The organism is Curtobacterium sp. Csp1 (genome assembly GCF_013347185.1).
In genome coordinates this window covers 1,704,230-1,727,614 of the sequence record NZ_CP054594.1, presented here as the reverse complement: position 1 = coordinate 1,727,614, position 23,385 = coordinate 1,704,230, and the positions used below count along the sequence as shown (strand labels likewise).

Sequence of the window (23,385 nt, the reverse complement as noted above, 5' to 3'; positions counted from 1 at the left end):
GCGTCTCGGTGCGTTCGGGGGCGTCTCGGTGCGTTCGGGGGCGTGTCGGTGCGTTCGGGGGCGCCGTTCGCTACGCCGTCACGAGTCCCGACAGGGTCCGGCGGCACACCTCGTCCCACGGCGTCGGCTCGATGCCGAAGTGCGCCCGCGCCTGCCGGTCGTCGAGCACGTACGGCGCGGTCCACTGGTACCCGAGCTGTGCGAGCTCGCGCATCAGGGGCGTGACCAGGCCGATGGCCCGGACCAGTCCCATCGGCAGCCCGCGCACGCGGACCGGCGGACGACCAGCGGCGTGGAGCACGTCGGTGAGCGCCTGCTCCTGGGTCCGGGGTGGGTTCGACGGGACGTTCCAGGTGCGCCCGTGCGACGAGGGGTCGCCGACCGCCGCGACGAGCGTCCGCGCGACGTCCTGCACGTCCGTGTAGGTGTGCGGCCGGTCGGTCCGGCCGATCACCGTCACGGCCTTCCCCTGCAGGGCGGCGGGCAACACCCGCGTCACGTGCCCGTTCTGGCCGATGCCGGGCCCGACGTAGTCCGAACCGCGGACCTCGACGGCCCGCAGGCGTCCGGCCTCGTGCGCGGCCCGGGCGTCCGCCCACATCCGTGCCCGCAGCACGCCCTTGTGGTCCGTCGCCGCGTCGGGCAGGTCCTCACGCATCGGTCCGTCGACGGGTCCGTACGGGTACAGGTTGCCGGTGATGCCGTACACGGCCCCGGTGCGCTCGGCGGTGGTCAGCAGGGCGTCCGCGAGCGGCGGCCACACCCGCTCCCACTGTGTGTAGTCGCCGGGGTTGGCGCAGTTGTAGAGCGCAGCGGCGCCCTCGGTGACGCGGGTCAGTGCACGGGCGTCGGACGCGTCGAGCGCCTCGTGCCGGACTCCGGGCAGGCCGGTGGCGCGGCCGGACCGCGTGACGACGACCACCTCCTCCCCGCGGTCGGCGAGGTGGGCGGCGACGTGCCGCCCGACGGGACCGGCGCCGACGACGACGTGGTGACGGGACATGGTGGCCTCCTGGATCGATTCGGAGAGCGGTGCTCTCGAAAGCAGTGTGGCGCGCATCGGCTCCGTTAGCAAGAGCAGTGCTCTTGTTTGTGTGCACTGCTCTCGCATGGCATCCTGACGAGATGTCCGACAAGGCCCCGACCGCCCGCGCCCTGGCGCGCGAGACCGTCCGCGCGCGGATCCTCGCTGCAGCTCGGGCGCGCCTGACCGAGGAGGGTCCCGCGCAGCTCAGCCTGCGTGCCGTCGCGCGGGACGTCGGACTCGTGTCCTCCGCCGTCTACCGGTACTTCCCGAGCCGGGACGACCTGCTCACGGCGCTGCTCGTCGCGGACTACGACGAGCTCGGCGCCGCTGTCGAGTCCGCCGAGGCGCCGGTCGACCGGGCCGACCACCTCGGCCGCTGGACGGCGGCGTGCCGGGCGATCCGCACGTGGGCGACCTCCCACCCCGGCGACTTCGCACTGCTCTACGGCTCACCCGTGCCCGGCTACGTCGCACCGCAGGACACGATCGAGCCGGCCTCGCGGGCGACGCACGTGCTCGTCCGGATCGTCACCGAGGTCTGGGACGACCCGGACGAGGGTCCGTCGCGGACCGGGACCGGCCCCGCGGTGGGTGACCCGGCGCGGACGGCCACCGCGATCGCCGACGCCGTCGCCTACACGCGACAGCGGGGCTTCCACACCGACCCGCACCCCGAAGCCGTGCTCCGCCTGCTCATGGCGTGGACCACGGTGTTCGGGGTCCTGTCCTTCGAGCTGTTCGGTCACGCCGTCGGATCGGTGTCCGATCCTGATGCCTACTTCGACGAGGTCGTCGTCCACCTCGCGTACGACCTGGGGCTCGCGGGCCGCTGAGCGTGGTCGGGCGGCGCTTCATCGGGGCGTCGGGCTGACAGGTCCTCGTGTCCTGCGGTAGACAGGCTGGTATGCAGCGCACTCACCAGCGCTGTCCGGCAGCAGCAGGGAAGGATGCCGATGACGGCGCTCGACGTCAGCCGCCAGGACCGGCGACGGCTCACGACCGGCACCCCGACCCGGCGGCTCGCCGTGGTCCGGACGGTCGCCCTGCTCGCCTCGATCGCCGGCGTGAACTACATCGTCTGGCGCTGGGCCGCCTCCGTGAACTGGCACTCGTGGTGGATCGCGGTGCCGCTGATCCTGGCGGAGACCTACAGCGTCATCGACTCGCTCCTGTTCGCCTTCGGAGCGTGGCGGCTGCGCGAGCGGGGGGAGCCGCCGACGAAGCCGGCCGGGGACGTCACGGTCGACGTCTTCGTCACGACGTACAACGAGCCCGTCGAGCTCGTCGTCCGCACCGCCCGCGCGGCGAAGGCGATCACACACCCGCACAGCACGTGGATCCTCGACGACGGCAACCGTCCGGAGATGCGCGCCGCCGCAGAGGCACTCGGGATCGGCGTCATCACCCGCGGTGCCGACTGGGTCGACCGCCCCCGCCACGCCAAGGCCGGCAACCTCAACAACGCGCTGCTCGCCACCCAGGGGGAGTTCCTGCTCATCCTGGACGCCGACCAGGTCCCGGAGCCGTCGATCCTCGACCGCACGCTCGGGTACTTCAAGGATGAGCGGATGGCGCTCGTGCAGACCCCGCAGTGGTTCGAGAACGTCCCGGACGCCGATCTCCTCGGAAGTCAGGCGCCCCTGTTCTACGGGCCGATCCAGCAGTCGAAGGACGGCTGGAACGCCGCGTTCTTCTGCGGCTCGAACGCGATCCTGCGCCGCGAGGCCCTCATGCAGCTCGGCGTCACCCGCTACGTGCGCGAGGTCGAGGAGTCCGTCGAGCGGACGATCAAGACCTCGCGGAAGCTCCTGGCCCGGGCGCGCGAGACCGAGACCGACCCGCGCGTGCTCGACGCGCTCGACGGGGCCGAGCAGGTCGTCGACCGCGCCCGTGACCAGATCGACCGGGGCGAGCCGCTCGGCGACGTCACGTACGACTTCCAGCGCGGCATCGACGCGATCGCCTTCCGGTTCGCCGCCGCCGACCTCGAGGCGGTCCGCCGCGACCTGCAGGAGCTGGCGGCGATGTCGACCGAGGCGGACACGTTCGCCGGGCTCGACGACGCCGCACTCGACGTCCTCGGTCGGCGCGAGGCCTCGCCCGTCGCGGCCATCGAGTCGATCGCCGTCCTGGCCCGCGCGCTCGACGTCAACCGCGACGACGAGGCGCAGCCGATCATGCCGCTCGCCACGATCTCGGTCACCGAGGACATGGCGACCGCGATGCGCCTGCACGGCCTCGGCTGGAAGTCGGCGTACCACGACGAGATCCTCGCCAAGGGCCTGGCGCCCGAGGACCTGCCGACCATGCTCGTGCAGCGCCTCCGGTGGGCACAGGGCACCATGCAGGTGTTCTTCCGCGAGAACCCCCTCGTGCAGAAGGGGCTCTCGTTCGGGCAGCGCCTCATGTACTTCTCGACGATGTGGAGCTACCTGTCCGGCTTCGCCGCGGTCGTCTACATCGCGGCCCCGGTGCTCTGCCTGTCGTTCGGGGTGGTCCCGGTCCAGGCGTACAGCGTCGACTTCTTCGTGCGGCTCATCCCGTTCCTCGTGCTCAACCAGGCACTGTTCTGGGTGGTCGCCGCGGGCAGACCGACGTGGCGCGGGCAGCAGTACTCGCTCGCGCTGTTCCCCGTGTGGATCGAGTCCGTGACGAGCGCGTTCGAGAACGTGTTCCGGGGCAAGCCGCTCGGCTTCCGGGTCACCCCGAAGGTCCGCGACGAGTCCGAGCAGAAGCCGCGGTGGGACCTCGTCAAGCCGCAGCTCATCGCGATGGCGGCCCTCGTCGCGTCGCTGGTGCTCATCGGCATCCGCTACCTGACCGGCCAGGCGGAGGGGATCGCCCCGCTCGTCAACTCCGCCTGGGTCGTCTTCGACCTCTTCATCTTCAGCATCGTGATCCGAGCGGTCCGCTACGGCGGTCCCGGCCCCGGCACGGTGCAGTCCGAACACGAGTCCTCGACCGCAGGAGGCCCGCTGTGACCACGCAGCACGTGACCTTCGAGGTGCCGGCCGTCGCCGCGTCCCTCGACGAGGTGCAGGACCGGTTCGCCGCCTGGTGGGAGACGCTCGACGTCGACGACGTGCGGCTCCGCTTCGCGCTCGAGACCGCGTTGGCCGAGGTCGCCGCGAACATCGTCGAGCACACCAAGCGCACCGACCGGATCGAGGGCCGCCGCTACACGGTCGAGCTCCTGGCGACCGACCGCGAGCTCCTCGCGGTGCTCACCGACAACGGGCAGCCGGCGGACGTCGACCTGTCCGCGGTGACGATGGCGGACGTCGACGAGGAGAGCGGCCGCGGGCTCGCGCTCTCCATCGCCGCGCTCGACCGGCTCGAGCACCAGCACGTCGGCGGCCACAACATCTGGACGCTCGCGTGCAGCCGGTGAGGGGCGTCCTGGCCAAGGCCGTCGCGCTCCTCGTCGTGCTCGGGACGCTGCTGCTCGGCGGCGCGCTCCCGGCGTCCGCGGTCACGGCGACGCAGTCCCCAGCGACGGCGGCAGCCTCGGACCGCGGTGCGCTCCCGGCGTCCGACCGGGCGTGGTTCGGCCCGGACCTCGACTGGGGCGACGATGGCCCCGACGGCTACGCGGGCCGACTCGGTGCCGTGCCGTCGATGTACGGCGTCGAGATCGCGTACCCCTTCGACCGGAGCGCCCGGAAGGAGTTCCTCCGGGCGACCCGGGCCACGGCCGCCCAGGGAGCGGTCCTCGTCGTCAGCCTCGAGCCCTCGCAGTCGCTCGGCTCCCTGACCCGCGCCGACGCCGAGACCGCGAACCGCCTGTTCGAGGAGGTCCACCGGCAGTACGACACCCGGGTGCTCGTCCGCTTCGCGCCGCAGATGAACGGTACATGGGTCCGGTGGGGGCAGCAGCCGACCGCGTTCGTCGACGCCTTCCGCACGCTCGCCGGCGTCGTGCACGCCGGCGACTCGTCGGCCGCGATGGTGTGGTCGCCGTCGTACGGGGCCGGCTACCCCTTCGGGGAGTCCGCCGGCCGCCTGCAGGACCTGTCCGCGACCGACGTGTCGAAGCTCGACACGAACGGCGACGGACAGCTCACCGCGGCCGACGACCCGTACGCGCCGTACTGGCCCGGTGCGTCGAGCGTCGACTGGGTCGGCCTGTCCATGTTCTCCTTCGGCAAGGGCAAGGCCACCGAGGCCGCCGGGCGCGAGGTCCCCCTCACCACCAACGAGGTCCCCGCCGCCGGTGAGGTCCAGGCACGCTTCGACGAGACCTGGGGCTACCAGCAGCCGCAGACCGAGGGCACCTTCACCCAGCGCTTCGCCGTCGACCAGGACCGTCCGATGCTCCTGGACACCGGGGCGCTCTACGACCACTCGCTCAAGGGAGCCGCGGAGTTCCCCGTCAAGCAGGAGTGGTGGCGGCAGGTGATCGCCGCCGTGCAGCAGCACCCCGAGGTCCGCGGCGTCACGTTCCTCGAGACGAACCGCCGCGAGCCCGAGGCCGGCAACCGGGTCGCGGACTGGCGGGACACGGCCGTCCCGGGGATCGCCGGGTCGTTCCGGACCGACCTGCAGGACGCCGACCACTTCGTCTTCGGGCCGGTCACCAAGCGGATCACACCGCAGGACGGCGCCGCCGCCGTCAGCCAGGAGTACGAGACCGGCGGCGACCAGATGGCGTGGATCGTCTGGTTGGCGGCCGGTCTGGCGGCGGTGTTCCTGCTCAGCGGCCTCGTCGGTCTCCTGCTGCCGAGCTGGCGCTACCCCGACGACGGCAAGCCCGGGCGCGACCTGCGGCTCGACCTGTTCCGCGGGTTCATCATCCTCGCCGTCGTCATCACGCACATCGAGATCGGCGGACCGTACTCGTACATCACGCTGCACGCGACCGGCGCGATCACCGGCGCCGAGATGTTCGTGTTCCTGTCCGGCATGGTCCTCGGCATGACCTACCCGTTCGCGATCAAGAAGTTCGGCGAGTGGGTCGCCGCCGTCGGCGCGTGGAAGCGTGCGCGGAAGCAGTACCTCGTGACCCTCGGGGTGATCCTGGTCGTCTTCGCGATGAGCTTCATCCCCTTCCTGAACACCGATGCGATCACGACCTTCACGGACCGGGGGACCGGGACCGGCGGCGTCGGGGCCGAGGGACGCGTGTACGACCTGTACCCGAACGCGATGCAGCTGCTCGCGTACCCGCCGCCCTGGTACGCGATCCGGCAGTTCCTGCTGCTCGAGATGGGCCCGTGGCCGTTCAACATCATGGGACTCTTCGTGGTGCTGAGCCTGTTCATCCCGCTCTTCATGTGGGTGATCCGGCGCGGGTTCTGGTGGGCGCTGCTCGTCGTCAGCTGGGGTGTCTACGTCTTCCAGGCCCTCAACCCCGACTTCCGTCCGCTGAACTCGCAGTTCGAGGCGGTCTTCCCCCTCCTCACCTGGCAGGTCGTCTTCACGCACGGACTCGTGCTCGGCTACTACCGCCGACAGGTCATCGGCGCGCTCACCGGTCGGCTCGGCAAGGTGCTCATCGGCGTCGGCATCACCGGGTACGCGCTGTTCCTGGTCTACGTCTGGGCGGGCAACCAGTTCGGCTTCACCCCGACCCCGTTCCCCGCGACGATGTACGACCAGCTCTACAACACGGCCTACCAGCGCGTGGACCTGCAGTGGGGCCGGCTCGTCGACATCGCGTTCTTCGCGATCGTGTCGTACGCGATCCTCACGGTGTTCTGGAAGCCGATCGCGGCGGTGATCGGCTGGCTCTGGATCCCGATCGGGCAGGCGAGCCTCTACGTCTTCGTGTGGCAGGTGTTCTTCGCGCTGGCGATCGCGTCGATCCCCGGTGTCGACTGGTTCAACGGGTGGATCGGCTTCGCCGCCCACACCGCGCTGATCCTGCTGGTCTGGTACATGATCCGCAAGAAGTTCCTCTTCTCGGTCATCCCCCGCTGACCCCGCCCGCGCGGTCGTTCCCATCGCGCGTGACGTAGGAAGCCGATCCGCGCATACCTGGTCAGAACGAACGACCTGGTACGCGCGATTCGACCCAGTACGCGCGGATCGGCCTTCGTTGCACGGATCGGCCCGGCATCCGTGGATCCGGCAGCGCGAGCGCGGGTGGGCGGGTGCGCCGCGACCACGGACGGACGGGAGGCGCGGTGCCGGCCGGCACCGCGCCTCCCGTCCGTGGGGTGGTCGCGTGGGGCGGGTCAGGCGAGCGCGCCGCTGTCGGTCGCGAGCGCCTGCCGGACCGGACCCCACGCGGCGAGCCGCTCCCGGACCGCCTCGTCCCGCTCGGTCTCGAGGGCTGTCGCGTGCGCCTGCTCGAGCACCTCGTCGACGACCACGCGCTGCCCGGAGCGCGCCGACGCGATCGCCGCGTCGACCATCACCAGGCTCATCACGTTGCGGTGCACCTCGCCGTCGGGACGGTGTCCGGACCGGACCGCGCGGACGAACGAGGCGAGCGCTCCCGCGATCTCCGTCCCGACCCCGGCGGCGGGCTCGGGCGACCCCGCTCCGCCGTCGACGACGCTCGACGGGTCGTGGTCGCCGTCCCAGGCGGCCGAGCCGGTCGCGCCGGTGGCCCGCCAGTCGCCGTTCCAGGACGTCTCGTCGCCCGGCGCGCACCACGAACCGTCGTAGACGTAGCGGACGTCGTCCTCGAACGTGAACACCGCGGCGGCGTTCGCGTGCCCGCGGTACCAGGACCACGACGGGTTCCACGACTCGCAGTACACCGACACCGGCTCGCGTTCGAGCACGTAGCGGGCGGAGTCGAACGCGTGGATCGCCATGTCGAGGAGCAGGACGTCGTCCATCTCTTCGCGGAAGCCGCCGAAGCGCGGTGCCCTCGCGAACCGGGTGTTCAGGCTCCCGACCCCGCCGAGCGCGCGGACGTGCTGCCGGAAGGCGACGAGCTGGTCGTTGTAGCGGCGGGACTGGGACACCATGAACAGCTGCCCGGTGACCTCGGCCGCGGCGGCGAGGGACAGGGCCTCGGCGACGGTCTGGGCGGCGGGCTTCTCGCCGAGGACCGGCAGACCGGCGTGCAGGGCGTCCATCGTGACCTGGTGGTGGGCGACCGGCACGGTGATGTCGAGGACGGCCTCGGCACCGGTCTCCGCGAGGAGCGCCGTGAGGTCCCGGCCGACCGGGATCGACGGGGCGCCGGCCAGGTCGGCCCCGGTGCGTGCGGCGTCGAGGTCGAGGTCGACGACGCCGACGAGCTCGACGTCGGGGTCGGCGGCGACGGTGGCGAGCCACGCGCGGCCCATCCCGCCGGCGCCGACCTGCACGACCCGCAGCGGGGCGGTCACGCCGGGACCTCTTCGTCGGCCGGTGCGTCGTCGAACGGGCCCCGGTAGTGCTGGCCGTCGAAGTACTCGCCCAGGTCGTAGCGGCGGAGCGTCGGCAGCTCGCGCTCCCGGTCCGGCCGGGCCCACTCCGCGCCGTTCGCGACCACGCGACGGACGTCGGGGTGGTGGTACACGGGGAAGTCCTGGTCACCAGGCGAGAAGTAGAAGATCTTCCCGAGGCCGCGGCGGTAGGTCATGCCGCTCCGGAAGACCTCGCCGCCGGTGAACCCCGAGATGAAGATCAGCTCGTCGGGGGTCGGGACGTCGAAGTACTCGCCGTACATCTCCTGCTCGGGGATGACGATCGGGTTCGGGACGCCGCGGGTGATGGGGTGCTGCGGGTTCACGGTCCAGACGAGCTCCTGGTCGTGCTCGCTGCGCCACCGGAGCGTGCAGGTCGTGCCCATGAGCTTGCCGAAGATCTTCGACCAGTGGCCGGAGTGCAGGACGACGAGCCCCATGCCGGACAGGACGTGCTTGTGCACCCGGTCCACGACGGCGTCGTCGACGTCCGCGTGGGCGGCGTGCCCCCACCAGGTGAGGACGTCGGTCTCGGCGAGCACGGCGTCGGTCAGGCCGTGCTCGGGCTCCTGCATGGTCGCGGTGCGGACCACGGCCTCGGGCAGGTGCTCGCGGATGCCCGCGGCGATCGCCCCGTGCATGCCCTCGGGGTAGCGCTCGGCGACGTGTTGCTCGACCTGTTCGTGGACGTTCTCGCCCCAGACGGTGACGCGGAGGGGGGTGGTGGTCATGGTGTGTGCCTTCCTGGCTGTGGGAGCGCGGAGCGGGCCGTCGTCATTTGACGGCACCGCCGAGCGCACCGGCGGAGATGTAGCGCTGGGCGACGATGAGCAGGACCGCGGCCGGCAGCGAGGCCAGCACAGACGTCGCCATCACCGGCCCCCAGTCGGTCACGTTCGAGCCGATGTAGTTGTAGATGCCGAGCGTGATCGGTCGGACGGCGTCGGTCGACGTCAGGGTGAGCGCGATGAGGAAGTCGCCCCAGGCGCCGAGGAACGTGAAGAGCGCCGCGGTGACGATCGCGTTCCGGCTGATCGGCAGGACGATCGACACGAAGGCCCGCAGGTCGTTCGCGCCGTCGACGAGCGCGGCCTCGACCAGGCTCGGCGGGATCGACTCCATGAACGCGCGCATGAGCAGCACCGCGAAGGGGACCTGCACGGCGCTGTCCGCCAGGATCAGTCCGAGGTAGCTGTTGAGCAGTCCGACGTTGTTGAACAGCGCGTAGAGCGCGTTCGCGATCACGATCCCGGGGATCATCTGCGTGATGAGCAGCACGAGCAGGAACGCCTTCGTGCCGCGCATCCGGAAGCGTGCGAGTCCGTAGGCCGCCGGGGTGGCGATGACGAGCGTCAGCACGACGGTGCCGAGGCCGATGATCATGCTCGAGACGAAGTTCTGCCCCTGCTGGGCGAACGCCGCCTGGTAGCCGGCGAACGTCGGGTTCCAGGGGAACCAGGTCGCGGTGGCGGCACCGGACGTGGCCTGCAGCGACGTGTTCACCATCCAGTAGACGGGGAAGATCATGATCGCGAGGAACACGATGCCGAGGATCGTGAACGGGATCCCCTTGCGGCTCGAACGGGGTCGGCGGGCCCGGGTGCTCCGTGCCGTGGTGATCGCACGGGTCGCCGTGACGGTCCTGCCTGCGAGTCCGACGCTCATTCGTCGACCGCCTTCCTGGAGATCGCGATGTAGACCATCGCGAAGACGAACGAGACGACGATGAGCACGTTGCTCACCGCGGCTCCGATGCCGAACTGGAAGTTGATGAACGACTGGTGGTACGCGTTCGTGGCGAGCGTCTGCGTCGAGTTCGCGGGTCCGCCGCCGGTCAGGCCGAGGATGATGTCCACGACCTTCAGCGTGTAGACGACCCCGAGCACGATCACCACGCTGACCACCGACCGGATGCTCGGCCAGGTGATGTACCAGAAGGCCTTGAACCCGGTGGCGCCGTCGAGCGCGCCGGCCTCGTAGAGCTCCGGCGGCACGGACTGCAGACCGCTGTACAGGATCGTCGTGTTGAACGGGATGCCGAGCCAGACGTTGACGCCGATCACCGCGATGAGCGCGAGGCTCGGGCTGACCAGCCACGGCACCGGCCCGATGCCGACGACCCCGAGCAGCTGGTTCAGCGCGCCGCTGTCCTGGTCGAGCAGCCACTTCCACACCGCGCTCGAGGCGATCAGGGGGAGCAGCCACGGCAGCAGCAGCAGGCCGCGCAGGAACCCGGACAGCGGGAAGTGCCGCCGGAAGAACAGCGCGAGCCCGAGCCCGAGGACGAACTGCAGGACGATCGACCCCGCAGTGAAGAGGGCGGTGTTGACGACGCTCGTCGTGAAGACGGCGCTCGTGAACACCGAGACGTAGTTGCCGAAGCCCACCCACGGGGCCTCGCCGGTGAAGAAGGTCTTGGTCGTGTAGTCCTGGAACGACATCACGACGTTCTTGACCACCGGGTAGCCGAAGAACAGGGCCACGAAGACGGCGGCCGGGATGACGAACAGCCATCGGGTCAGGCCGGAACGGAGCCGCGCGCGGCGCTGTCCGGGTCGTACGGGGGCCGGGGACGTCGCTCGCGAACGGAGCTGGGTCGAGGCGCTCATGTCAGGTCCTTTGCGTCGAGGACGGGGAGCCGGTAGGGGGACCGGCTCCCCGGATCCGCTACTGGTTCTGTGACTGCGCCTGCTCGAGCGCCTGCTCGGGGTCGGCCTTCCCGGTCAGCGCGAGCTGCACGGCGGTGTAGATCTTCGTGGCGGCCTTGGGCCAGTCCGGGCCGAGCTCGCCGGTGCGGGCCCGAGCGGTCTGCACCGTGGTCACGAAGGACGCGACGTCCTGGTGGTCCTTCGCCCACGCGGCGCCGACCTCGGTGTTCGTCGGCACGTTGCCGGTGACGCCCGCGATGACGTTCTGCATCTTGTCGCTGTTCAGGCAGCCGACGAACTTGCCGGCGAGCTGCATCTTCTCCTCGTCGCCGGTCTGCGGGACGGTGAAGGCCTCGCCGCCGAGCGGGGCGACGGTCGCCGAGCCGGTGCGGGTCGGGATCGGGACGCTGTCGAACTCCAGGTTCTTCGCTTCCTTCAGCGCCGGCAGCTGCCACGGGCCGTTGATCATCATCGCGGCCTTGCCGGCGATGAACTGGTTGTTCACGTCGGCCTGCGCCCAGTTGATCGAGCTCTTCGACATCGAGCCGTCGTTCTGCAGGTCCTCGACGAGCTGCAGGGCCTGTTCCGCCTCGGGCGTCGCGATGTCCTTCTCGTCACCGCCGTTCGACCAGAAGAACGGCAGGAACTGCCAGGTGCCCTCGTAGGTGTTGATGTTGCTCATCGCGAAGCCGTACGTCGACCCGCTCGTGAGCTTCTTCGCGGCGGCCTTGAGCTCGTCCCACGTCTTCGGGGGCTGCACCCCGGCGTCCGACAGGAGCTTCTTGTTGTAGTACAGCGCGATCGAGTTCGTGACGGGCTGCAGACCGTAGAGCTTGCCCTCGTACGTGTTCGCGCCCTTGACGCCCGGGACGTCGTCGTTCGCGTCGAGGCCGTAGTCGCCGAGGTCGGACAGGGCGCCGGACGCGGCGATCTGCTGCACGTCCGGGTTGTCGAGCATGAGCACGTCGGGCAGCGTCCGCGACGACGCCTGCTGCAGCACCTTCGAGATGAGGCCGGCGCCGGCGACGTGGTTGATCTTCACCTGGGCGCCGACGGTCTTCGCGCACTGCTGGTAGATGGTGTCGTAGTTGGCGGCGTAGTAGTCCTCGATCGTGAGGGTCTTGGAGCCGCCGCCGGACGAGGCGGACCCGGAGCCGGAGCAGCCGGACAGGACGAGGGGGACCGTGGCGACCACGGCGACCGCGCCGACGAGGGCGCGGATCCGGCGGGACGAGGAGTGGAACCGGTGCTTCATTGCGTAGCTCTTCTCTTGGGCGGATGCATGAGGGGACGCCCGGCGACGGCTCCATCGACGTCGTCGTCGCGGTGGTCCTTGGGGCGAGAACGTAACAGCAAAGCGCTTTGCCTGTAAAGCGCTTTTTTCGGGAATCGGCGGGTCTATGCTGACCAGACAGCAGGCTGACGAGACAGCACGACCCGACCCGGAGGCGCCATGGCCACGATGCAGCAGGTCGCCGACCGCGCCGGCGTCTCGATCGCGACGGTGTCCTTCGTCGTCAACGGCACGAAGTACGTCACGCCGGCGACCACCGCCCGGGTCGAGGCGGCGATGCGCGAGCTGAAGTTCCGCGGCAACCTCGTGGCACGGGCGCTCGCGAGCCGGCGGACCCGGATCATCGCGCTGCTGTTCCCGACCGTCGGCAACCGGTTCAGCCCGACGACGTCGGAGTTCTTCATGAGCGCCGCCGAGCGGGCGTCCCAGCGCGGCTACCACCTGGTGCTCTGGCCGGTCGACCCCGCTGGCGAGGACCTCGACGACCTCGTGTCGGGCGGGCTCGTCGACGGGGTCGTGCTCATGGAGGTGCGGATGGACGACCCGCGCGTCCGGAAGCTCAGCGAGCTCGACGTGCCCTTCACGCTGATCGGCCGGACCCGGGACAGCAGCGACCTGCCGTTCGTCGACATCGACTTCGAGACCACCATCGAGGACTCCCTCGACCACCTGCAGGGCCTCGGCCACCGCCGGTTCGGGCTCGTGCTCGAGAACCTCGAGGGCACGCCGATGGCCGGGTACGCCCCGCACCTGCGTGTCGAGGACACCTTCCGACGGTCCGTCGCGGCCCGCGGCGCCGTCGGGACCGTGGTCTACGCCGGAGCCGGCAGCGAGGGCGGACGCGAGGCGGCCCGCGCACTGCTCGACGCCGACCCGGAGGTCTCGGGCGTGCTCGTCATGAAGGACGACTCGTCCGCCGGGCTCCTCGTCGGGCTCTCCGCGGCCGGGCGACGGGTCCCTGACGATGTCTCGGTGCTGAGCATCGCCTCGTCCGGGACGGCGGGCGACCAGCACCACCCCCGCCTGACGACGATGGTCGCCCCGGGTCGCGAGCTCGGCGAGCGTGCGGCGGACGCCCTGATCGACCAGCTCGACGGCGCGAGCGAGGGCAAACCGCACTTCCTGCTGCCCTGCGTGCTCCGCCCCGCGGAGTCGGTGGCCGCGGCCCCCACCGGCGCGACCGCCTGACGGACGGGAGGCACGTGGCGGCGCCGCCACGTGCCTCCCGTCCGTCCGTGCCGGCCGCGCGCGGACGTGCGCCGAGCGCGACGACGGCACCGCCTGCACGCCCTCCCAGGGACGCTTGGTTGTGTGGACTCACAGGTTCGCAGCACCACACGTCGAGGAGGACGGATGGCCATCGACCGGAGACTGTTCCTGCTCGGGGGAGCGGGGGTGCTGCTGCTCGCCGGCTGCTCCACGCGACCCGAGCGCACCACCGTCCAGGACTGGCCGACGGACCCACCGGACGGTGACGTCACGATCAGCTGGTGGGCCGGACAGGTCGCCTCGAAGGACGGCGGCGACCTGCGACGGCGGCTCATCGCGGAGTTCCGGCGGGAGCACCCGAACATCCGCGTCCGGATCGTCAGCGCACCGAGCGACACCGACACGAACCGGACGAGCCTGACGACGCAGATCGCCGCGGGCAGCCCCACGCCGGACGTGTACCTCGGCGACGTGGCCTGGCCGGGACAGTTCGCGAAGAACAAGCTCGCGACGCCCGTGAACGAGCTCGTCGGGGCGGACTTCTTCGAGCAGTTCCCCGAGGGACTGCGGCAGGCGGCGAGCGTCGACGGGACGTACTACATGTTCCCGCTCTACATCGACGAGTCGTTCTTCCTGTACCGCCAGGACCTGCTCGACAAGCACGGCTTCCAGGTGCCCCGGTCGTGGGAGGAGGTCAAGGACACCGCCGCGAAGCTCGTCGACACCGGTGACGTCAGCTACGGCCTGGCGTTCCAGGGCGACGTGTACGAGGGGCTGACGTGCAACGTGACCGAGTTCGTCGCGGACGCCGGCGGCTCGCTCCTGAACGACGACCTGACCCGGCCGGAGACCACGAGCTCGGAGACCAAGCGCGCCTTCGAGTTCATGCGCTCGCTCATCGCCGACGGCGCCGCACCCCGGGCGACCCTGACCTACCAGGAGCAGGACACGAACGACGCCTTCTCGGGTGGACGGGCGGCCTTCCTGCGGAACTGGTCGTACGCGTGGGGGATCGCGAACGGGCCGGACTCGGCCGTCGCGGGCAAGGTCGGGCTCGCCGCCCGACCGACGTTCGACGGCACGGACGAGCACCACTCGACGATCGGCGGGTGGGGGAACTCCATCAACCCGCACACCCAGCAGCCCGCCGCCGCGCTGACCTTCGCCCGGTGGATGTCGAGCGAGACCGCGCAGCAGTTCCTCACCCGCGAGGGCGGTGTCCTGCCGGCCCGCAGTGCGAGCCTGGTCAGCGAGGACGCGAAGCGCCAGAACCGGCCGACGTACGACACGGCCGCCGGCATCACGCTCGTGCCCCGCCCGACGTCGACCGCGTACTACCCGAAGGTCTCGCAGGGCGTCTACCAGAACGGCAACAGCATCCTCGGGGGCCAGGCGTCGGTGGACGGCGGCACCCGGGCGATGGCCTCGGCGATCTCGCTCGCCCTGTCGGGGGAGGCGCTGTGAGCGCCGGGACCGCCACCCGGCCCGCCGCACGGACCCCGGGCGCCGGACCGGACGGGTACCGCCGGACCCCGGCCCGGTCGCGCATGGAGCGCATCCGGGCGCGCGGGGCGTGGGGCTTCGCGGCCCCGGCGCTCCTCGTGGTCGCCGCGGTGACGATCTTCCCGGTCGTGTACTCGATCGTCCTGAGCTTCGCGGACGTCGAGATCGGCTACGACGGCTTCAGCATCCAGGGCTTCGGGCTCGGCAACTACGCGGCCCTGCTGCAGAGCGCCGACTGGTACCGGGCGCTCGGCTTCACGGTGCTGTACACGCTCGTGACCGTCTCGGTCGAGCTCGTCCTCGGCATGCTCGTCGCGCTCGTCCTCGAGCGGCTCGGGGTCACCCGCGGGTGGATGCTCGCGCTGATGCTCGTCCCGTGGTCGCTCGTCACGATCGTGAACGCCCAGCTGTGGAAGTACATCTACGACTCGACGTACGGCGTCGCGACGTGGTTCTTCGGGCTGTTCGGGGACGCCCCGGTCATCCTCGGCGAACCGGTCCCCGCGATCACCGGCCTGATGGTCGCCGACATCTGGAAGACGACGCCGTTCGTCGCGATCATCCTGCTCGCGGGGCTCGTGCAGATCTCCGAGGACCACTACGAGGCGGCAGAGCTCGACGGCGCGAACGGGTGGCAGACGTTCTGGCGCGTGGTGCTCCCGCAGCTCACGCCGACGCTGACGATCGCGGTGCTCTTCCGCGTCCTGCAGGCGTTCGGCGTCTTCGACCTGCCGTTCGTGCTGACGAACGGCGGCCCGGGCACCGCGACCCAGTCGCTCGCGATCATGGGCTACAAGGTGCTCTTCCAGGACATCAACATCGGACCGGGCGCGGCCATCGCGACGAGCACGGCGGTCATCGTCGCGGCGGGGTGCCTGCTGTTCCTCCGGGCGTTCCGGAACCAGGCGAAGGGAGGGGACGACTGATGCCCCGGACACGTGTGCGCAAGGGCTGGCGGCGGTGGGTCAACACGATCAACGTCAGCGGCGTCGTCATCGCGGTGCTCACCGCACTGCCGCTGTACTGGCTCGTCTCGACGTCCCTCAAGCCGTCGTCCGAGATCGCGCAGTCGCCGCCGACGGTCTGGCCGCGCTCCCTGACGTTCGACAACTTCGTCACGGCGTTCCGGGACAACGCGCTCGGGCAGTACATGGTGAACAGCGTCGTCGTGTCGGTCTCGACGACGGTGATCGTCCTCGCGCTGTCGTTCCTCGCCGGGTACGCGCTCGCCGGCCGGTGGATCGCGGGGCGGACGGCGATCATGACGTCGCTGCTGATGCTGTCGGTGTTCCCGGCGATCGCGGTGCTGACGCCGCTGTACCTGCTCGAGCGGAACCTCGGGCTGCTCAACTCGTACCCGGGGCTGATCGTGCCGTACGTGGCGTTCAACCTGCCGTTCGCCATCTGGATCATGCGGAACTACCTGCAGGGCATCCCCTCGACGATCGAGGAGGCCTCCGAGATCGACGGCGCCGGAGCCTGGCGCACGGTGCTGTCGGTGATCCTGCCGATGTCGAAGCCGGGGCTCTTCACGGTCGGCGTGTTCACGTTCACCGCGTCGTGGAGCGAGTTCCTGATGGCGCTGACGTTCAACAGCGAGAACTCGTTCCGCACGATCCCGGTCGGCATCGCGCTCTTCGGCACCCAGTTCACGGTGCCGTTCGCGCAGATCTTCGCGGCGAGCGTGGCGGCGACGATCCCGATCGTCATCCTCGTGCTGGTGTTCCGCCGGTCCATCGTGTCGGGGCTCACCTCGGGTGCCGTGAAGGGCTGATGCCGGGCGTGCCCAGGAGACGGACGGGAGGCCCGTGGCTGTCGAGCCACGGGCCTCCCGTCCGTCTGCCGGTCGCCCTGGGCGACCGTACGCCGCGCGGTCAGCCGCGCCGCGGGTCCCGAGCGGTGTCGGTGAAGAAGTCGGCGTACAGGCCGTTGCTGTCCTGCAGTTCCCCGTACTTCCAACGCTTGCGCATGCGACGGAACGTCTCGATGCGCACCGGGTCGATGCCCGGCTCGGACTGGTACGCGCCCATGGTGCCTCCCCGTCTCCCTGTGTTGCCCCCGATCGGGGGCTCCCACGGAGGACGCTACGGACGTGCGGCCGTCACGTCCGGCAAGATAGGTCGGGAAGTTACCTAGTTGCGCTTGTTGGACAAATGTTCGAGCAGTGTCCTCGCGCGCCCGTAGCCTGCGTCAGGGGGTCGGAGCGCCGTACTCGAGCGCCTCGATCACGCGGTTGATCACCCGCACGTACTTGACCCGGTCGCGTTCCGAGAAGGAGGACAACAGCTCGTGCAGATGCTCGTTGGTGCTGTCCATGGCGGACGCGTAGGCGCGCTGGGTCTCCGGGGTGAGCTCGATGAACCGGCTGCGGCCGTCGTCGGGGTTCGGGACGCGGCACAGGTGCCCGGCCCGCTCCAGGCGGTCGATCGTGCCCGTCACCGCGGGGCTCGTCAGGCCGAGGTGCGAGACCAGGTCCTTCACGCGGACCTTCCGCTCCGCGGCCTCCGCGCGAGCGACGAACTGCAGCACGGTCAGGTCCGAGCCGGAGACCGACAGGCGTTCACGGAGTCGTCCGCGCAGTGCGCCCATCGCGGCTTCGAGCCGGGTCAGGGCGGCGGTCAGGTCGATCTCGCTCACGTGGTGGTCGCCCCCTCGTCGCGTCGTGGTCCCGGGCGACGTTACGCCGCCCCTACCCCGGAAGCGTATCCAGATAACGAGATGTACCGCGCCATGTGGACAGTCGGAGGGAACCGTGGCTGACCCGCTCATCGAGGCGTTCGCCGCCGAGGCCACGATCGCCCCGGTCCGGTTCGAGGTCTCCGGCACCCGGAGCGACCACGCCGTCCGCGACCTCGGAGGCATCTACGCCGGCGACCGGTGGAGCGCGAGCGCGTCCGGCGGCCGGTTCGCCTACCGGTACACCGCGATCGGCGACAGCGAGGTGACGATCCGCCGGTCCCAGATGCACGGCGAGATCCGCGGCGTCGTGCAGGGCGGCGGCGACTACGTCGTCACGTGGATCAGCGCCGGCACCGGCGAGGTCGAGGTCCGCGGGGAGCGCTGGCCGATGGAGCGGGACGTCCCCGTGCTGTTCCCCGCGGACGAGGAGTTCTGGTTCACGAGCGCCGACTACGACCAGCGGCTCGTGCACTTCGACCGCGACTTCGTGCGTCGGGTCGCGGCCACCCGTGGCGAGGTCGGCGAGCAGGGGCTGCGCTTCGACGGGTTCCGCTCGCCCGAGGCGTCGATCGGGCAGCGGTGGCAGGGGGCGCTCACGGCGCTGTCCCGGGCGCTGCGTGTCGGCGGACCGGAGTCGGACGCGTGGCAGGACGCCAAGGTGTCGGCCGCCGAGGTCTTCCTCGACATGTTCCCCCCGCAGACCGACGACCTGCCCGACGTCCTGGCGGAGACCCGGAACGCCCGGCTGCGCGCCGCGGTGGAGTACATCCACGCGCACGCGGCCGAGGACGTCAGCATCACGGACCTGTCCGACGCCGCCGGCCTGAGCGTCCGGTCCGTGCAGGAGTCCTTCCGCCGGGTCTTCGACGTGTCGCCGCTGACGTACCTGCGCCAGGTCCGGCTCGACCACGTGCACGAGGAGCTGCTCGAGGCCGGGCCGCACGCCGGTGCCGTGGGGGACATCGCGCGGCGGTGGGGCTTCGCGCACCTCGGGCGGTTCTCGGCGTCGTACGCCGAGCGGTTCGGCGAGTACCCGAAGCAGACGCTCCGGCGCTGACGCGCGGCGCCGCCGCCTGCGTGGTGCGGTGTGCCCGCGCACAACCGGAAGCACACCGCGCCGTGGTCTCGCGTGGTGCGGCGTGCTTCCGGTTGTGCGGAGCGCACGGAGCGCACGGGGCGGTTCGAGGCACCTGCGGCGCCCGCGCCGCGTCAGCCGCGCGCGGCCGGCGGCGCCGCCGTGCTGCTGCGGACGCGCAGCGTCGTGCGGAGCCGCACGTGGTCGGTCGTCGGCTCGCCGCGGAGCATCGCGAGCAGCATCGACACCGCGCTCGCGCCGAGGTCGACCAGCGGCTGGGCGACGGTGGTCAGCGGCGGCGTGGTCGTCGACGCCTGCGGCACGTCGTCGAAGCCGACCACCGACAGGTCCTCGGGGACGCGGAGCCCCAGCGCCTCGGCCGCGTGCAGCACGCCGATCGCCGACGAGTCGTTCGCCGCGAAGACCGCGGTCGGCCGGTCCGGCAGGGTCAGGAGCTCGTGCGCGACCGCGGCGGAGCGCTCCTCCTGGTAGTCGCCGGGGCGGACGAGGTGCTCGTCCACCGGGACGCCCGCCGCGGCCATCGCCGCGCGGAAGCCCGCGTCACGGAGCTGGGACGACGCCAGGTCGCCGCGACCCTGCAGGTGCGCGATTCGGGTGTGCCCGAGCGCCAGGAGGTGCTCGACGGCCTCGCGGGCGCCGGCGGCGTTGTCGGTGTCGACGGTGGCGTGGCCCTCGGGTCCCGTGTGCGGGTCGATCGCGACGACCGGGATCGACGCGGCGGACATCGCCTCGGACGGGGTGACAACGATCGCGCCGTCGATGAGGGTGCCGGACAGGCGGGACAGCGACCGCCGCTCCCAGCCCGGTCGGCTCGACCCGGTGAGCAGGCCGGCGTAGGCGAGCAGCTCGTACCCGGTGCCCGTCGTCGCCGCGGAGATGCCGCGCAGCAGCTCGGTCGAGAACGGCTCGAACTCGGTGACCAGGATGCCGATCACGTTCGTCCGGGTGCTCCGCAGGCTCCGCGCGACGAGCGAGGTCTCGTACCCGAGTCGCTCGACGACCTCCTGCACGCGCACGATCGTCGCCGCAGCCACGCCGTCCCGGTTGTTGATCACCTTCGACACCGTCGGGATGGACACCCCGGCAGCCCGCGCGACGTCCGCGATCGTGACCCGGCCCGGTCCGGGCGGGGTGTCGAGGGCCGTCTGCATGTGCTCACCGTACAACCGCTCAGGACCCGGCACGGCTCGTGAGCCAGATAAAGAAAACGTTATCGATAACGATTGACAAGCCTGCTCGATGCCTGGCACGCTCTCCGCAGCGGCATCCGCTGCCGCACGTCAACGACGACACCGAGGAGTTCCACGATGACGAGGAAGATCCGTGCCGCGGCAGCCATCGCGCTGATCGGGGCGACCGCTCTCACAGCGGCAGGCTGCTCAGCGGGCAGCGATGCCTCCAGCGACGGCGGCAAGGTCACCATGACCTTCTGGCACAACTCGACGACCGGTCCGGGCAAGGCCTTCTGGGACCAGACCGTCAAGGACTTCGAGGCGAAGAACCCGAACGTCACGATCAAGGTCCAGGCCATCCAGAACGAGGACCTCGACGGCAAGCTGCAGACCGCCCTGAACTCCGGTTCGGCCCCGGACGTGTTCCTGCAGCGCGGCGGCGGCAAGATGGCGGCGATGGTCAACGCGGGCCAGCTGCTCGACATCTCCGACTCGATCGGTTCCACCGCGAAGTCCGAGATCAGCGAGGGCTCGTTCAAGGGCTACCAGCAGGACGGCAAGACGTGGGCCATGCCGGTCGACGTCAACCCCGAGGGCATCTGGTACAGCCAGGACCTCTTCAAGCAGGCCGGCATCGAGGGCACCCCCACCACGATGGAGGAGCTGAACGCCGACATCCAGAAGCTCAAGGACGCGGGCATCCAGCCGGTCGCCGTGGGTGCGAAGGACGCCTGGCCGGCCGCGCACTGGTACTACAACTTCGCGCTCCGGGCCTGCCCTGAGAGCGTCCTCAACAAGACCGCGCAGGACCTGAAGTTCACGAACTCGTGCTGGAAGCAGGCCGGTGACGACACCAAGGCCTTCTTCGACACGAAGCCCTTCAACGACGGCTACCTGACCACCGCCGCACAGCAGGGCGCCGGCAGCTCGGCCGGTCTCGTCGCGAACCACAAGGCGGCCATGGAGCTCATGGGCGCGTGGGACCCGGGTGTGATCTCCTCGCTCACCCCGGACGGCAAGCCGCTGTCCGACCTCGGCTTCTTCCCCTTCCCGGAGGTCTCCGGCGGCAAGGGCGCACCCGGCTCGATGATGGGCGCCGTCGACGGCTACTCCTGCTCGGCGAAGGCCCCGAAGAAGGCCTGCACCGACTTCCTCAACTACATGACCGAGAAGCCCGTGCAGGAGGCCTACTACAAGGCCTTCAACGCGATCCCCGCGAACAAGTCGGCCCAGTCGGTCGTGACGGAGCCCTACCTGAAGAGCGTGCTCGAGGCGTACAACAAGGCACCGTTCGTCTCGAACTACCTCGACACCGTCTACGGCCAGAACGTCGGCAACGCCCTCAACACGAGCGTCGTCGACCTGCTCGCCGGCAAGGGGTCCGTGTCGGACATCGTCTCGACCGTCAATCAGGCAGCAGCGAAGGGCTGACGAACCCATGACCACCTCCGTCACCAGTCGCTCCACGGACCAGTCCGGGGCAGCGCGGTCCGGGACGGGGCGTCGCACGGGCGGGGCCGACGGTTCGCCGTCGGCCCCGGCCCGCCGGGCCCGCAAGGGCAACGACGTCCGCACCCGGGTCGAGATCGCCGTCCTCGCCGGACCGGCCACCCTGATGTTCGTCGGGTTCGTGATCCTGCCCGTCGTGCTGGCCGCGTACTACGGCTTCTACAAGTGGCAGGGGTACGGCACCCCGACCGACTTCGTCGGCCTGCAGAACTACACCATCATCTTCACCGACCCGGACTTCCGGGGCGTGCTCTGGCACAACCTGTTCATCGTCGTCGGGTCGCTCGTCGTGCAGGGGCCGATCGCGATCATCCTCGCGCTGCTGCTCAACCAGCGCATCCGCGGGCGCGGCCTGATCCGCGTGCTCATCTTCGTGCCGTACGTCATCTCCGAGGTGATCGTCGGCACCGGCTGGAGCCTCATGCTCCAGTCCAGCGGCGCCGTGAACGACCTGCTCCAGGCCGTCGGGCTCGGGTCACTGCGGAACGACTGGCTGTCGAACCCGGACATCGCCATCTGGACGCTGCTCGCGATCATCTCGTGGAAGTACATCGGCTTCGCGGTCATCCTGTTCCTCGCCGGCCTGCAGAGCATCCCGGAGGAGCTGTTCGAGGCCGCGCAGCTCGACGGTGCGAGCTACTGGCAGATCCAGCGGCGCATCACGCTCCCGCTCCTCGGCCCGACCATCCGGATCTGGGCGTTCCTGTCGATCATCGGCTCGCTCCAGCTGTTCGACCTCGTCTACATCATCTGGGGTCAGTACATCGCTGCCACCGCCGGGACCTCGACGATGGCGACGTACATGGTCGCCAACGGTCGGCTCTCCGGCAACTACGGGTACGGCAACGCCGTGGCCGTGGTCATCTTCCTCATCTCGCTGGTCGTCGCCCTCGTCTACCAGCGGTTCGTCCTGCGCCGCGACACCGCCGGCGCCCTGACCGAGAAGGGCGACCGATGACCGCCACCGCCTCCATCGTCGCGCCGAACCGCCGCCGGTCCCGTGACCACGGTCCGGTCCGCAAGGAACGCAACCTCGGCACCTACTTCATCGCCCTGGTCTTCATCGCGGTGTGCATCGCGCCGGTCGCGTACATCATCCTGGGCGGCTTCCGCACGAACTCGCAGATCACCGCGAGCCCCGCCGGCCTGCCGAACCCGTGGCAGATCGGGAACTACGTCTCGGTCCTGACGAGCGGTGTCTTCTGGCAGCAGCTCGGCAACTCCGTCGTCGCCGGCGTCACCACCACGGTCGGTGTCGTCGTCCTCGGGCTCATGGTGAGCTTCGTGCTCGCCCGGTACCGGTTCCGCGGTCGCGGTGCGCTGTACTCGCTGTTCGCCGCCGGCCTGATGTTCCCGATCACCGTCGCGATCACCCCGCTGTACCTGCTCGTCAAGGACCTCGGTCTGACGAACAGCTTGGCCGGCGTGATCCTGCCGCAGATCGCGTTCGCCCTGCCGACGACGGTCATCATCCTCGTGCCGTTCCTGCGGGCGATCCCGGACGAGCTCGAGGAGGCCGCCGCGATCGACGGGGCGAGCCGGCTCGGGTTCTTCTTCCGCATGGTCGTGCCGCTGTCCCTGCCCGGCGTCGTGACGGTCGGCATCCTCGCGTTCATCGGCAGCTGGAACAGCTACATCCTGCCGCTGTTCATCCTCAACGACTCGTCGGCGTACACGCTGCCCCTCGGGGTCCAGGCGTTCTCGTCGCAGTACTCGGTGGACACCGCGCGCGTGCTCGCGTTCACCTCGCTCTCGATGATCCCCGCACTCGTGTTCTTCGCGATCTTCCAGCGCCGCATCGTCGGTGGCCTGACCGGGGCGGTGAAGGGGTGACGACGCTCGACACGTCCACGCACCCGACGGACGGACGCCAGCCGACGGACGGACGCCAGGCGCGTGGCG

General features: G+C 70.4%; 21 protein-coding genes. 12 read left to right on the top strand and 9 right to left on the bottom strand.

Annotated elements, in window-relative coordinates; genetic code table 11:
- Nucleotides 1-70 precede the first annotated feature (70 nt).
- The gene (locus HUN58_RS08290; protein ID WP_141860418.1) at nt 71-1,003 is read right to left on the bottom strand and encodes an NAD-dependent epimerase/dehydratase family protein; all 933 of its coding nucleotides are present in this window, start codon (nt 1,001-1,003) and stop codon (nt 71-73) included.
- Between the two features lie 122 nt (nt 1,004-1,125).
- Between HUN58_RS08290 and HUN58_RS08285 the strand changes: the two genes are divergently transcribed.
- The 4 genes from HUN58_RS08285 to opgC all read left to right on the top strand — a co-directional run bounded on the left by HUN58_RS08285 (nt 1,126) and on the right by opgC (nt 6,946).
- Nucleotides 1,126-1,860, top strand: a complete 735-nt coding sequence (locus HUN58_RS08285) for a TetR/AcrR family transcriptional regulator (protein ID WP_141860420.1) — start codon at nt 1,126-1,128, stop codon at nt 1,858-1,860.
- Nucleotides 1,861-1,980: 120 nt separating this feature from the next.
- Nucleotides 1,981-4,008: a glycosyltransferase gene (locus HUN58_RS08280; protein WP_229666782.1), complete on the top strand. Its 2,028-nt coding sequence runs from the start codon at nt 1,981-1,983 to the stop codon at nt 4,006-4,008.
- Entirely contained in the window at nt 4,005-4,418 is a 414-nt protein-coding gene (locus HUN58_RS08275) for an ATP-binding protein (RefSeq protein WP_167510009.1), read from the top strand. Before HUN58_RS08280 ends, HUN58_RS08275 begins: the two co-directional genes overlap by 4 nt.
- Entirely contained in the window at nt 4,415-6,946 is a 2,532-nt protein-coding gene (opgC, locus tag HUN58_RS08270; RefSeq protein WP_180225640.1) for an OpgC domain-containing protein, read from the top strand. Before HUN58_RS08275 ends, opgC begins: the two co-directional genes overlap by 4 nt.
- A gap of 257 nt (nt 6,947-7,203) precedes the next feature.
- Here the strand turns inward: opgC and HUN58_RS08265 are convergent, their stop codons facing one another.
- From HUN58_RS08265 to HUN58_RS08245, 5 genes are read right to left on the bottom strand one after another with little or no spacing between them, the layout of a single operon-like run.
- On the bottom strand, nt 7,204-8,313 hold the full coding sequence (locus HUN58_RS08265) for a Gfo/Idh/MocA family protein (RefSeq protein WP_257222143.1): 1,110 nt from the start codon (nt 8,311-8,313) through the stop codon (nt 7,204-7,206).
- On the bottom strand, nt 8,310-9,104 hold the full coding sequence (locus HUN58_RS08260) for a ThuA domain-containing protein (protein WP_058743272.1): 795 nt from the start codon (nt 9,102-9,104) through the stop codon (nt 8,310-8,312). Before HUN58_RS08260 ends, HUN58_RS08265 begins: the two co-directional genes overlap by 4 nt.
- Nucleotides 9,105-9,147: 43 nt before the next feature.
- Nucleotides 9,148-10,038, bottom strand: a complete 891-nt coding sequence (locus HUN58_RS08255; protein ID WP_180225639.1) for a carbohydrate ABC transporter permease — start codon at nt 10,036-10,038, stop codon at nt 9,148-9,150.
- The gene (locus HUN58_RS08250) at nt 10,035-10,982 is read right to left on the bottom strand and encodes a carbohydrate ABC transporter permease (RefSeq protein ID WP_058743274.1); all 948 of its coding nucleotides are present in this window, start codon (nt 10,980-10,982) and stop codon (nt 10,035-10,037) included. Before HUN58_RS08250 ends, HUN58_RS08255 begins: the two co-directional genes overlap by 4 nt.
- Before the next feature lie 58 nt (nt 10,983-11,040).
- Nucleotides 11,041-12,276, bottom strand: coding sequence for a sugar ABC transporter substrate-binding protein (locus HUN58_RS08245; protein ID WP_180225638.1), 1,236 nt, complete (start codon nt 12,274-12,276; stop codon nt 11,041-11,043).
- 198 nt (nt 12,277-12,474) lie between these two features.
- On the opposite strand from HUN58_RS08245, the gene HUN58_RS08240 reads away from it, so the two are divergent.
- The 4 genes from HUN58_RS08240 to HUN58_RS08225 all read left to right on the top strand — a co-directional run bounded on the left by HUN58_RS08240 (nt 12,475) and on the right by HUN58_RS08225 (nt 16,801).
- Nucleotides 12,475-13,503, top strand: coding sequence for a LacI family DNA-binding transcriptional regulator (locus HUN58_RS08240; RefSeq protein WP_180225637.1), 1,029 nt, complete (start codon nt 12,475-12,477; stop codon nt 13,501-13,503).
- A 165-nt stretch (nt 13,504-13,668) separates the two neighbouring features.
- Entirely contained in the window at nt 13,669-14,988 is a 1,320-nt protein-coding gene (locus tag HUN58_RS08235; protein WP_180225636.1) for an ABC transporter substrate-binding protein, read from the top strand.
- A complete protein-coding gene (locus HUN58_RS08230) occupies nt 14,985-15,953 on the top strand; it encodes a carbohydrate ABC transporter permease (protein WP_180225635.1) in 969 nt (322 codons plus the stop codon). The genes HUN58_RS08235 and HUN58_RS08230 overlap by 4 nt, the downstream gene beginning before the upstream one ends.
- Complete coding sequence (locus tag HUN58_RS08225; RefSeq protein ID WP_229666778.1) at nt 15,953-16,801, top strand: carbohydrate ABC transporter permease; 849 nt, start codon at nt 15,953-15,955, stop codon at nt 16,799-16,801. The genes HUN58_RS08230 and HUN58_RS08225 overlap by 1 nt, the downstream gene beginning before the upstream one ends.
- Before the next feature lie 100 nt (nt 16,802-16,901).
- Here HUN58_RS08225 and HUN58_RS08220 read toward each other — a convergent pair whose 3' ends face one another.
- Complete coding sequence (locus tag HUN58_RS08220) at nt 16,902-17,057, bottom strand: hypothetical protein (protein ID WP_167510011.1); 156 nt, start codon at nt 17,055-17,057, stop codon at nt 16,902-16,904.
- 160 nt (nt 17,058-17,217) lie between these two features.
- Nucleotides 17,218-17,664 (bottom strand): MarR family winged helix-turn-helix transcriptional regulator, encoded by a 447-nt coding sequence (locus HUN58_RS08215; RefSeq protein WP_058743118.1) that lies wholly within the window; start codon nt 17,662-17,664, stop codon nt 17,218-17,220.
- A 115-nt stretch (nt 17,665-17,779) separates the two neighbouring features.
- On the opposite strand from HUN58_RS08215, the gene HUN58_RS08210 reads away from it, so the two are divergent.
- Nucleotides 17,780-18,763, top strand: coding sequence for a helix-turn-helix domain-containing protein (locus HUN58_RS08210; RefSeq protein WP_180225634.1), 984 nt, complete (start codon nt 17,780-17,782; stop codon nt 18,761-18,763).
- A 152-nt stretch (nt 18,764-18,915) separates the two neighbouring features.
- Here HUN58_RS08210 and HUN58_RS08205 read toward each other — a convergent pair whose 3' ends face one another.
- A complete protein-coding gene (locus HUN58_RS08205; protein WP_175326994.1) occupies nt 18,916-19,953 on the bottom strand; it encodes a LacI family DNA-binding transcriptional regulator in 1,038 nt (345 codons plus the stop codon).
- 156 nt (nt 19,954-20,109) lie between these two features.
- Between HUN58_RS08205 and HUN58_RS08200 the strand changes: the two genes are divergently transcribed.
- The 3 genes from HUN58_RS08200 to HUN58_RS08190 are packed head-to-tail and all read left to right on the top strand — an operon-like array spanning nt 20,110 to nt 23,316.
- On the top strand, nt 20,110-21,405 hold the full coding sequence (locus HUN58_RS08200) for an ABC transporter substrate-binding protein (protein WP_180225633.1): 1,296 nt from the start codon (nt 20,110-20,112) through the stop codon (nt 21,403-21,405).
- A 7-nt stretch (nt 21,406-21,412) separates the two neighbouring features.
- Nucleotides 21,413-22,441 (top strand): carbohydrate ABC transporter permease, encoded by a 1,029-nt coding sequence (locus HUN58_RS08195; protein ID WP_114848864.1) that lies wholly within the window; start codon nt 21,413-21,415, stop codon nt 22,439-22,441.
- On the top strand, nt 22,438-23,316 hold the full coding sequence (locus tag HUN58_RS08190) for a carbohydrate ABC transporter permease (RefSeq protein WP_114848865.1): 879 nt from the start codon (nt 22,438-22,440) through the stop codon (nt 23,314-23,316). Before HUN58_RS08195 ends, HUN58_RS08190 begins: the two co-directional genes overlap by 4 nt.
- The last annotated feature ends 69 nt before the right edge of the window (nt 23,317-23,385 follow it).

Coding starts and splice junctions, on each gene's coding strand:
- HUN58_RS08290 (WP_141860418.1), bottom strand. CDS start 1,003: ATGTCCCGTCACCACGTCGTCGTCGGCGCCGGTCCCGTCGGGCGGCAC.
- HUN58_RS08245 (WP_180225638.1), bottom strand. CDS start 12,276: ATGAAGCACCGGTTCCACTCCTCGTCCCGCCGGATCCGCGCCCTCGTC.
- HUN58_RS08240 (WP_180225637.1), top strand. CDS start 12,475: ATGGCCACGATGCAGCAGGTCGCCGACCGCGCCGGCGTCTCGATCGCG.
- HUN58_RS08235 (WP_180225636.1), top strand. CDS start 13,669: ATGGCCATCGACCGGAGACTGTTCCTGCTCGGGGGAGCGGGGGTGCTG.
- HUN58_RS08195 (WP_114848864.1), top strand. CDS start 21,413: ATGACCACCTCCGTCACCAGTCGCTCCACGGACCAGTCCGGGGCAGCG.
- HUN58_RS08205 (WP_175326994.1), bottom strand. CDS start 19,953: ATGCAGACGGCCCTCGACACCCCGCCCGGACCGGGCCGGGTCACGATC.
- HUN58_RS08285 (WP_141860420.1), top strand. CDS start 1,126: ATGTCCGACAAGGCCCCGACCGCCCGCGCCCTGGCGCGCGAGACCGTC.
- HUN58_RS08200 (WP_180225633.1), top strand. CDS start 20,110: ATGACGAGGAAGATCCGTGCCGCGGCAGCCATCGCGCTGATCGGGGCG.
- HUN58_RS08190 (WP_114848865.1), top strand. CDS start 22,438: ATGACCGCCACCGCCTCCATCGTCGCGCCGAACCGCCGCCGGTCCCGT.
- HUN58_RS08225 (WP_229666778.1), top strand. CDS start 15,953: ATGCCCCGGACACGTGTGCGCAAGGGCTGGCGGCGGTGGGTCAACACG.
- HUN58_RS08250 (WP_058743274.1), bottom strand. CDS start 10,982: ATGAGCGCCTCGACCCAGCTCCGTTCGCGAGCGACGTCCCCGGCCCCC.
- HUN58_RS08280 (WP_229666782.1), top strand. CDS start 1,981: ATGACGGCGCTCGACGTCAGCCGCCAGGACCGGCGACGGCTCACGACC.
- HUN58_RS08260 (WP_058743272.1), bottom strand. CDS start 9,104: ATGACCACCACCCCCCTCCGCGTCACCGTCTGGGGCGAGAACGTCCAC.
- HUN58_RS08255 (WP_180225639.1), bottom strand. CDS start 10,038: ATGAGCGTCGGACTCGCAGGCAGGACCGTCACGGCGACCCGTGCGATC.
- HUN58_RS08220 (WP_167510011.1), bottom strand. CDS start 17,057: ATGGGCGCGTACCAGTCCGAGCCGGGCATCGACCCGGTGCGCATCGAG.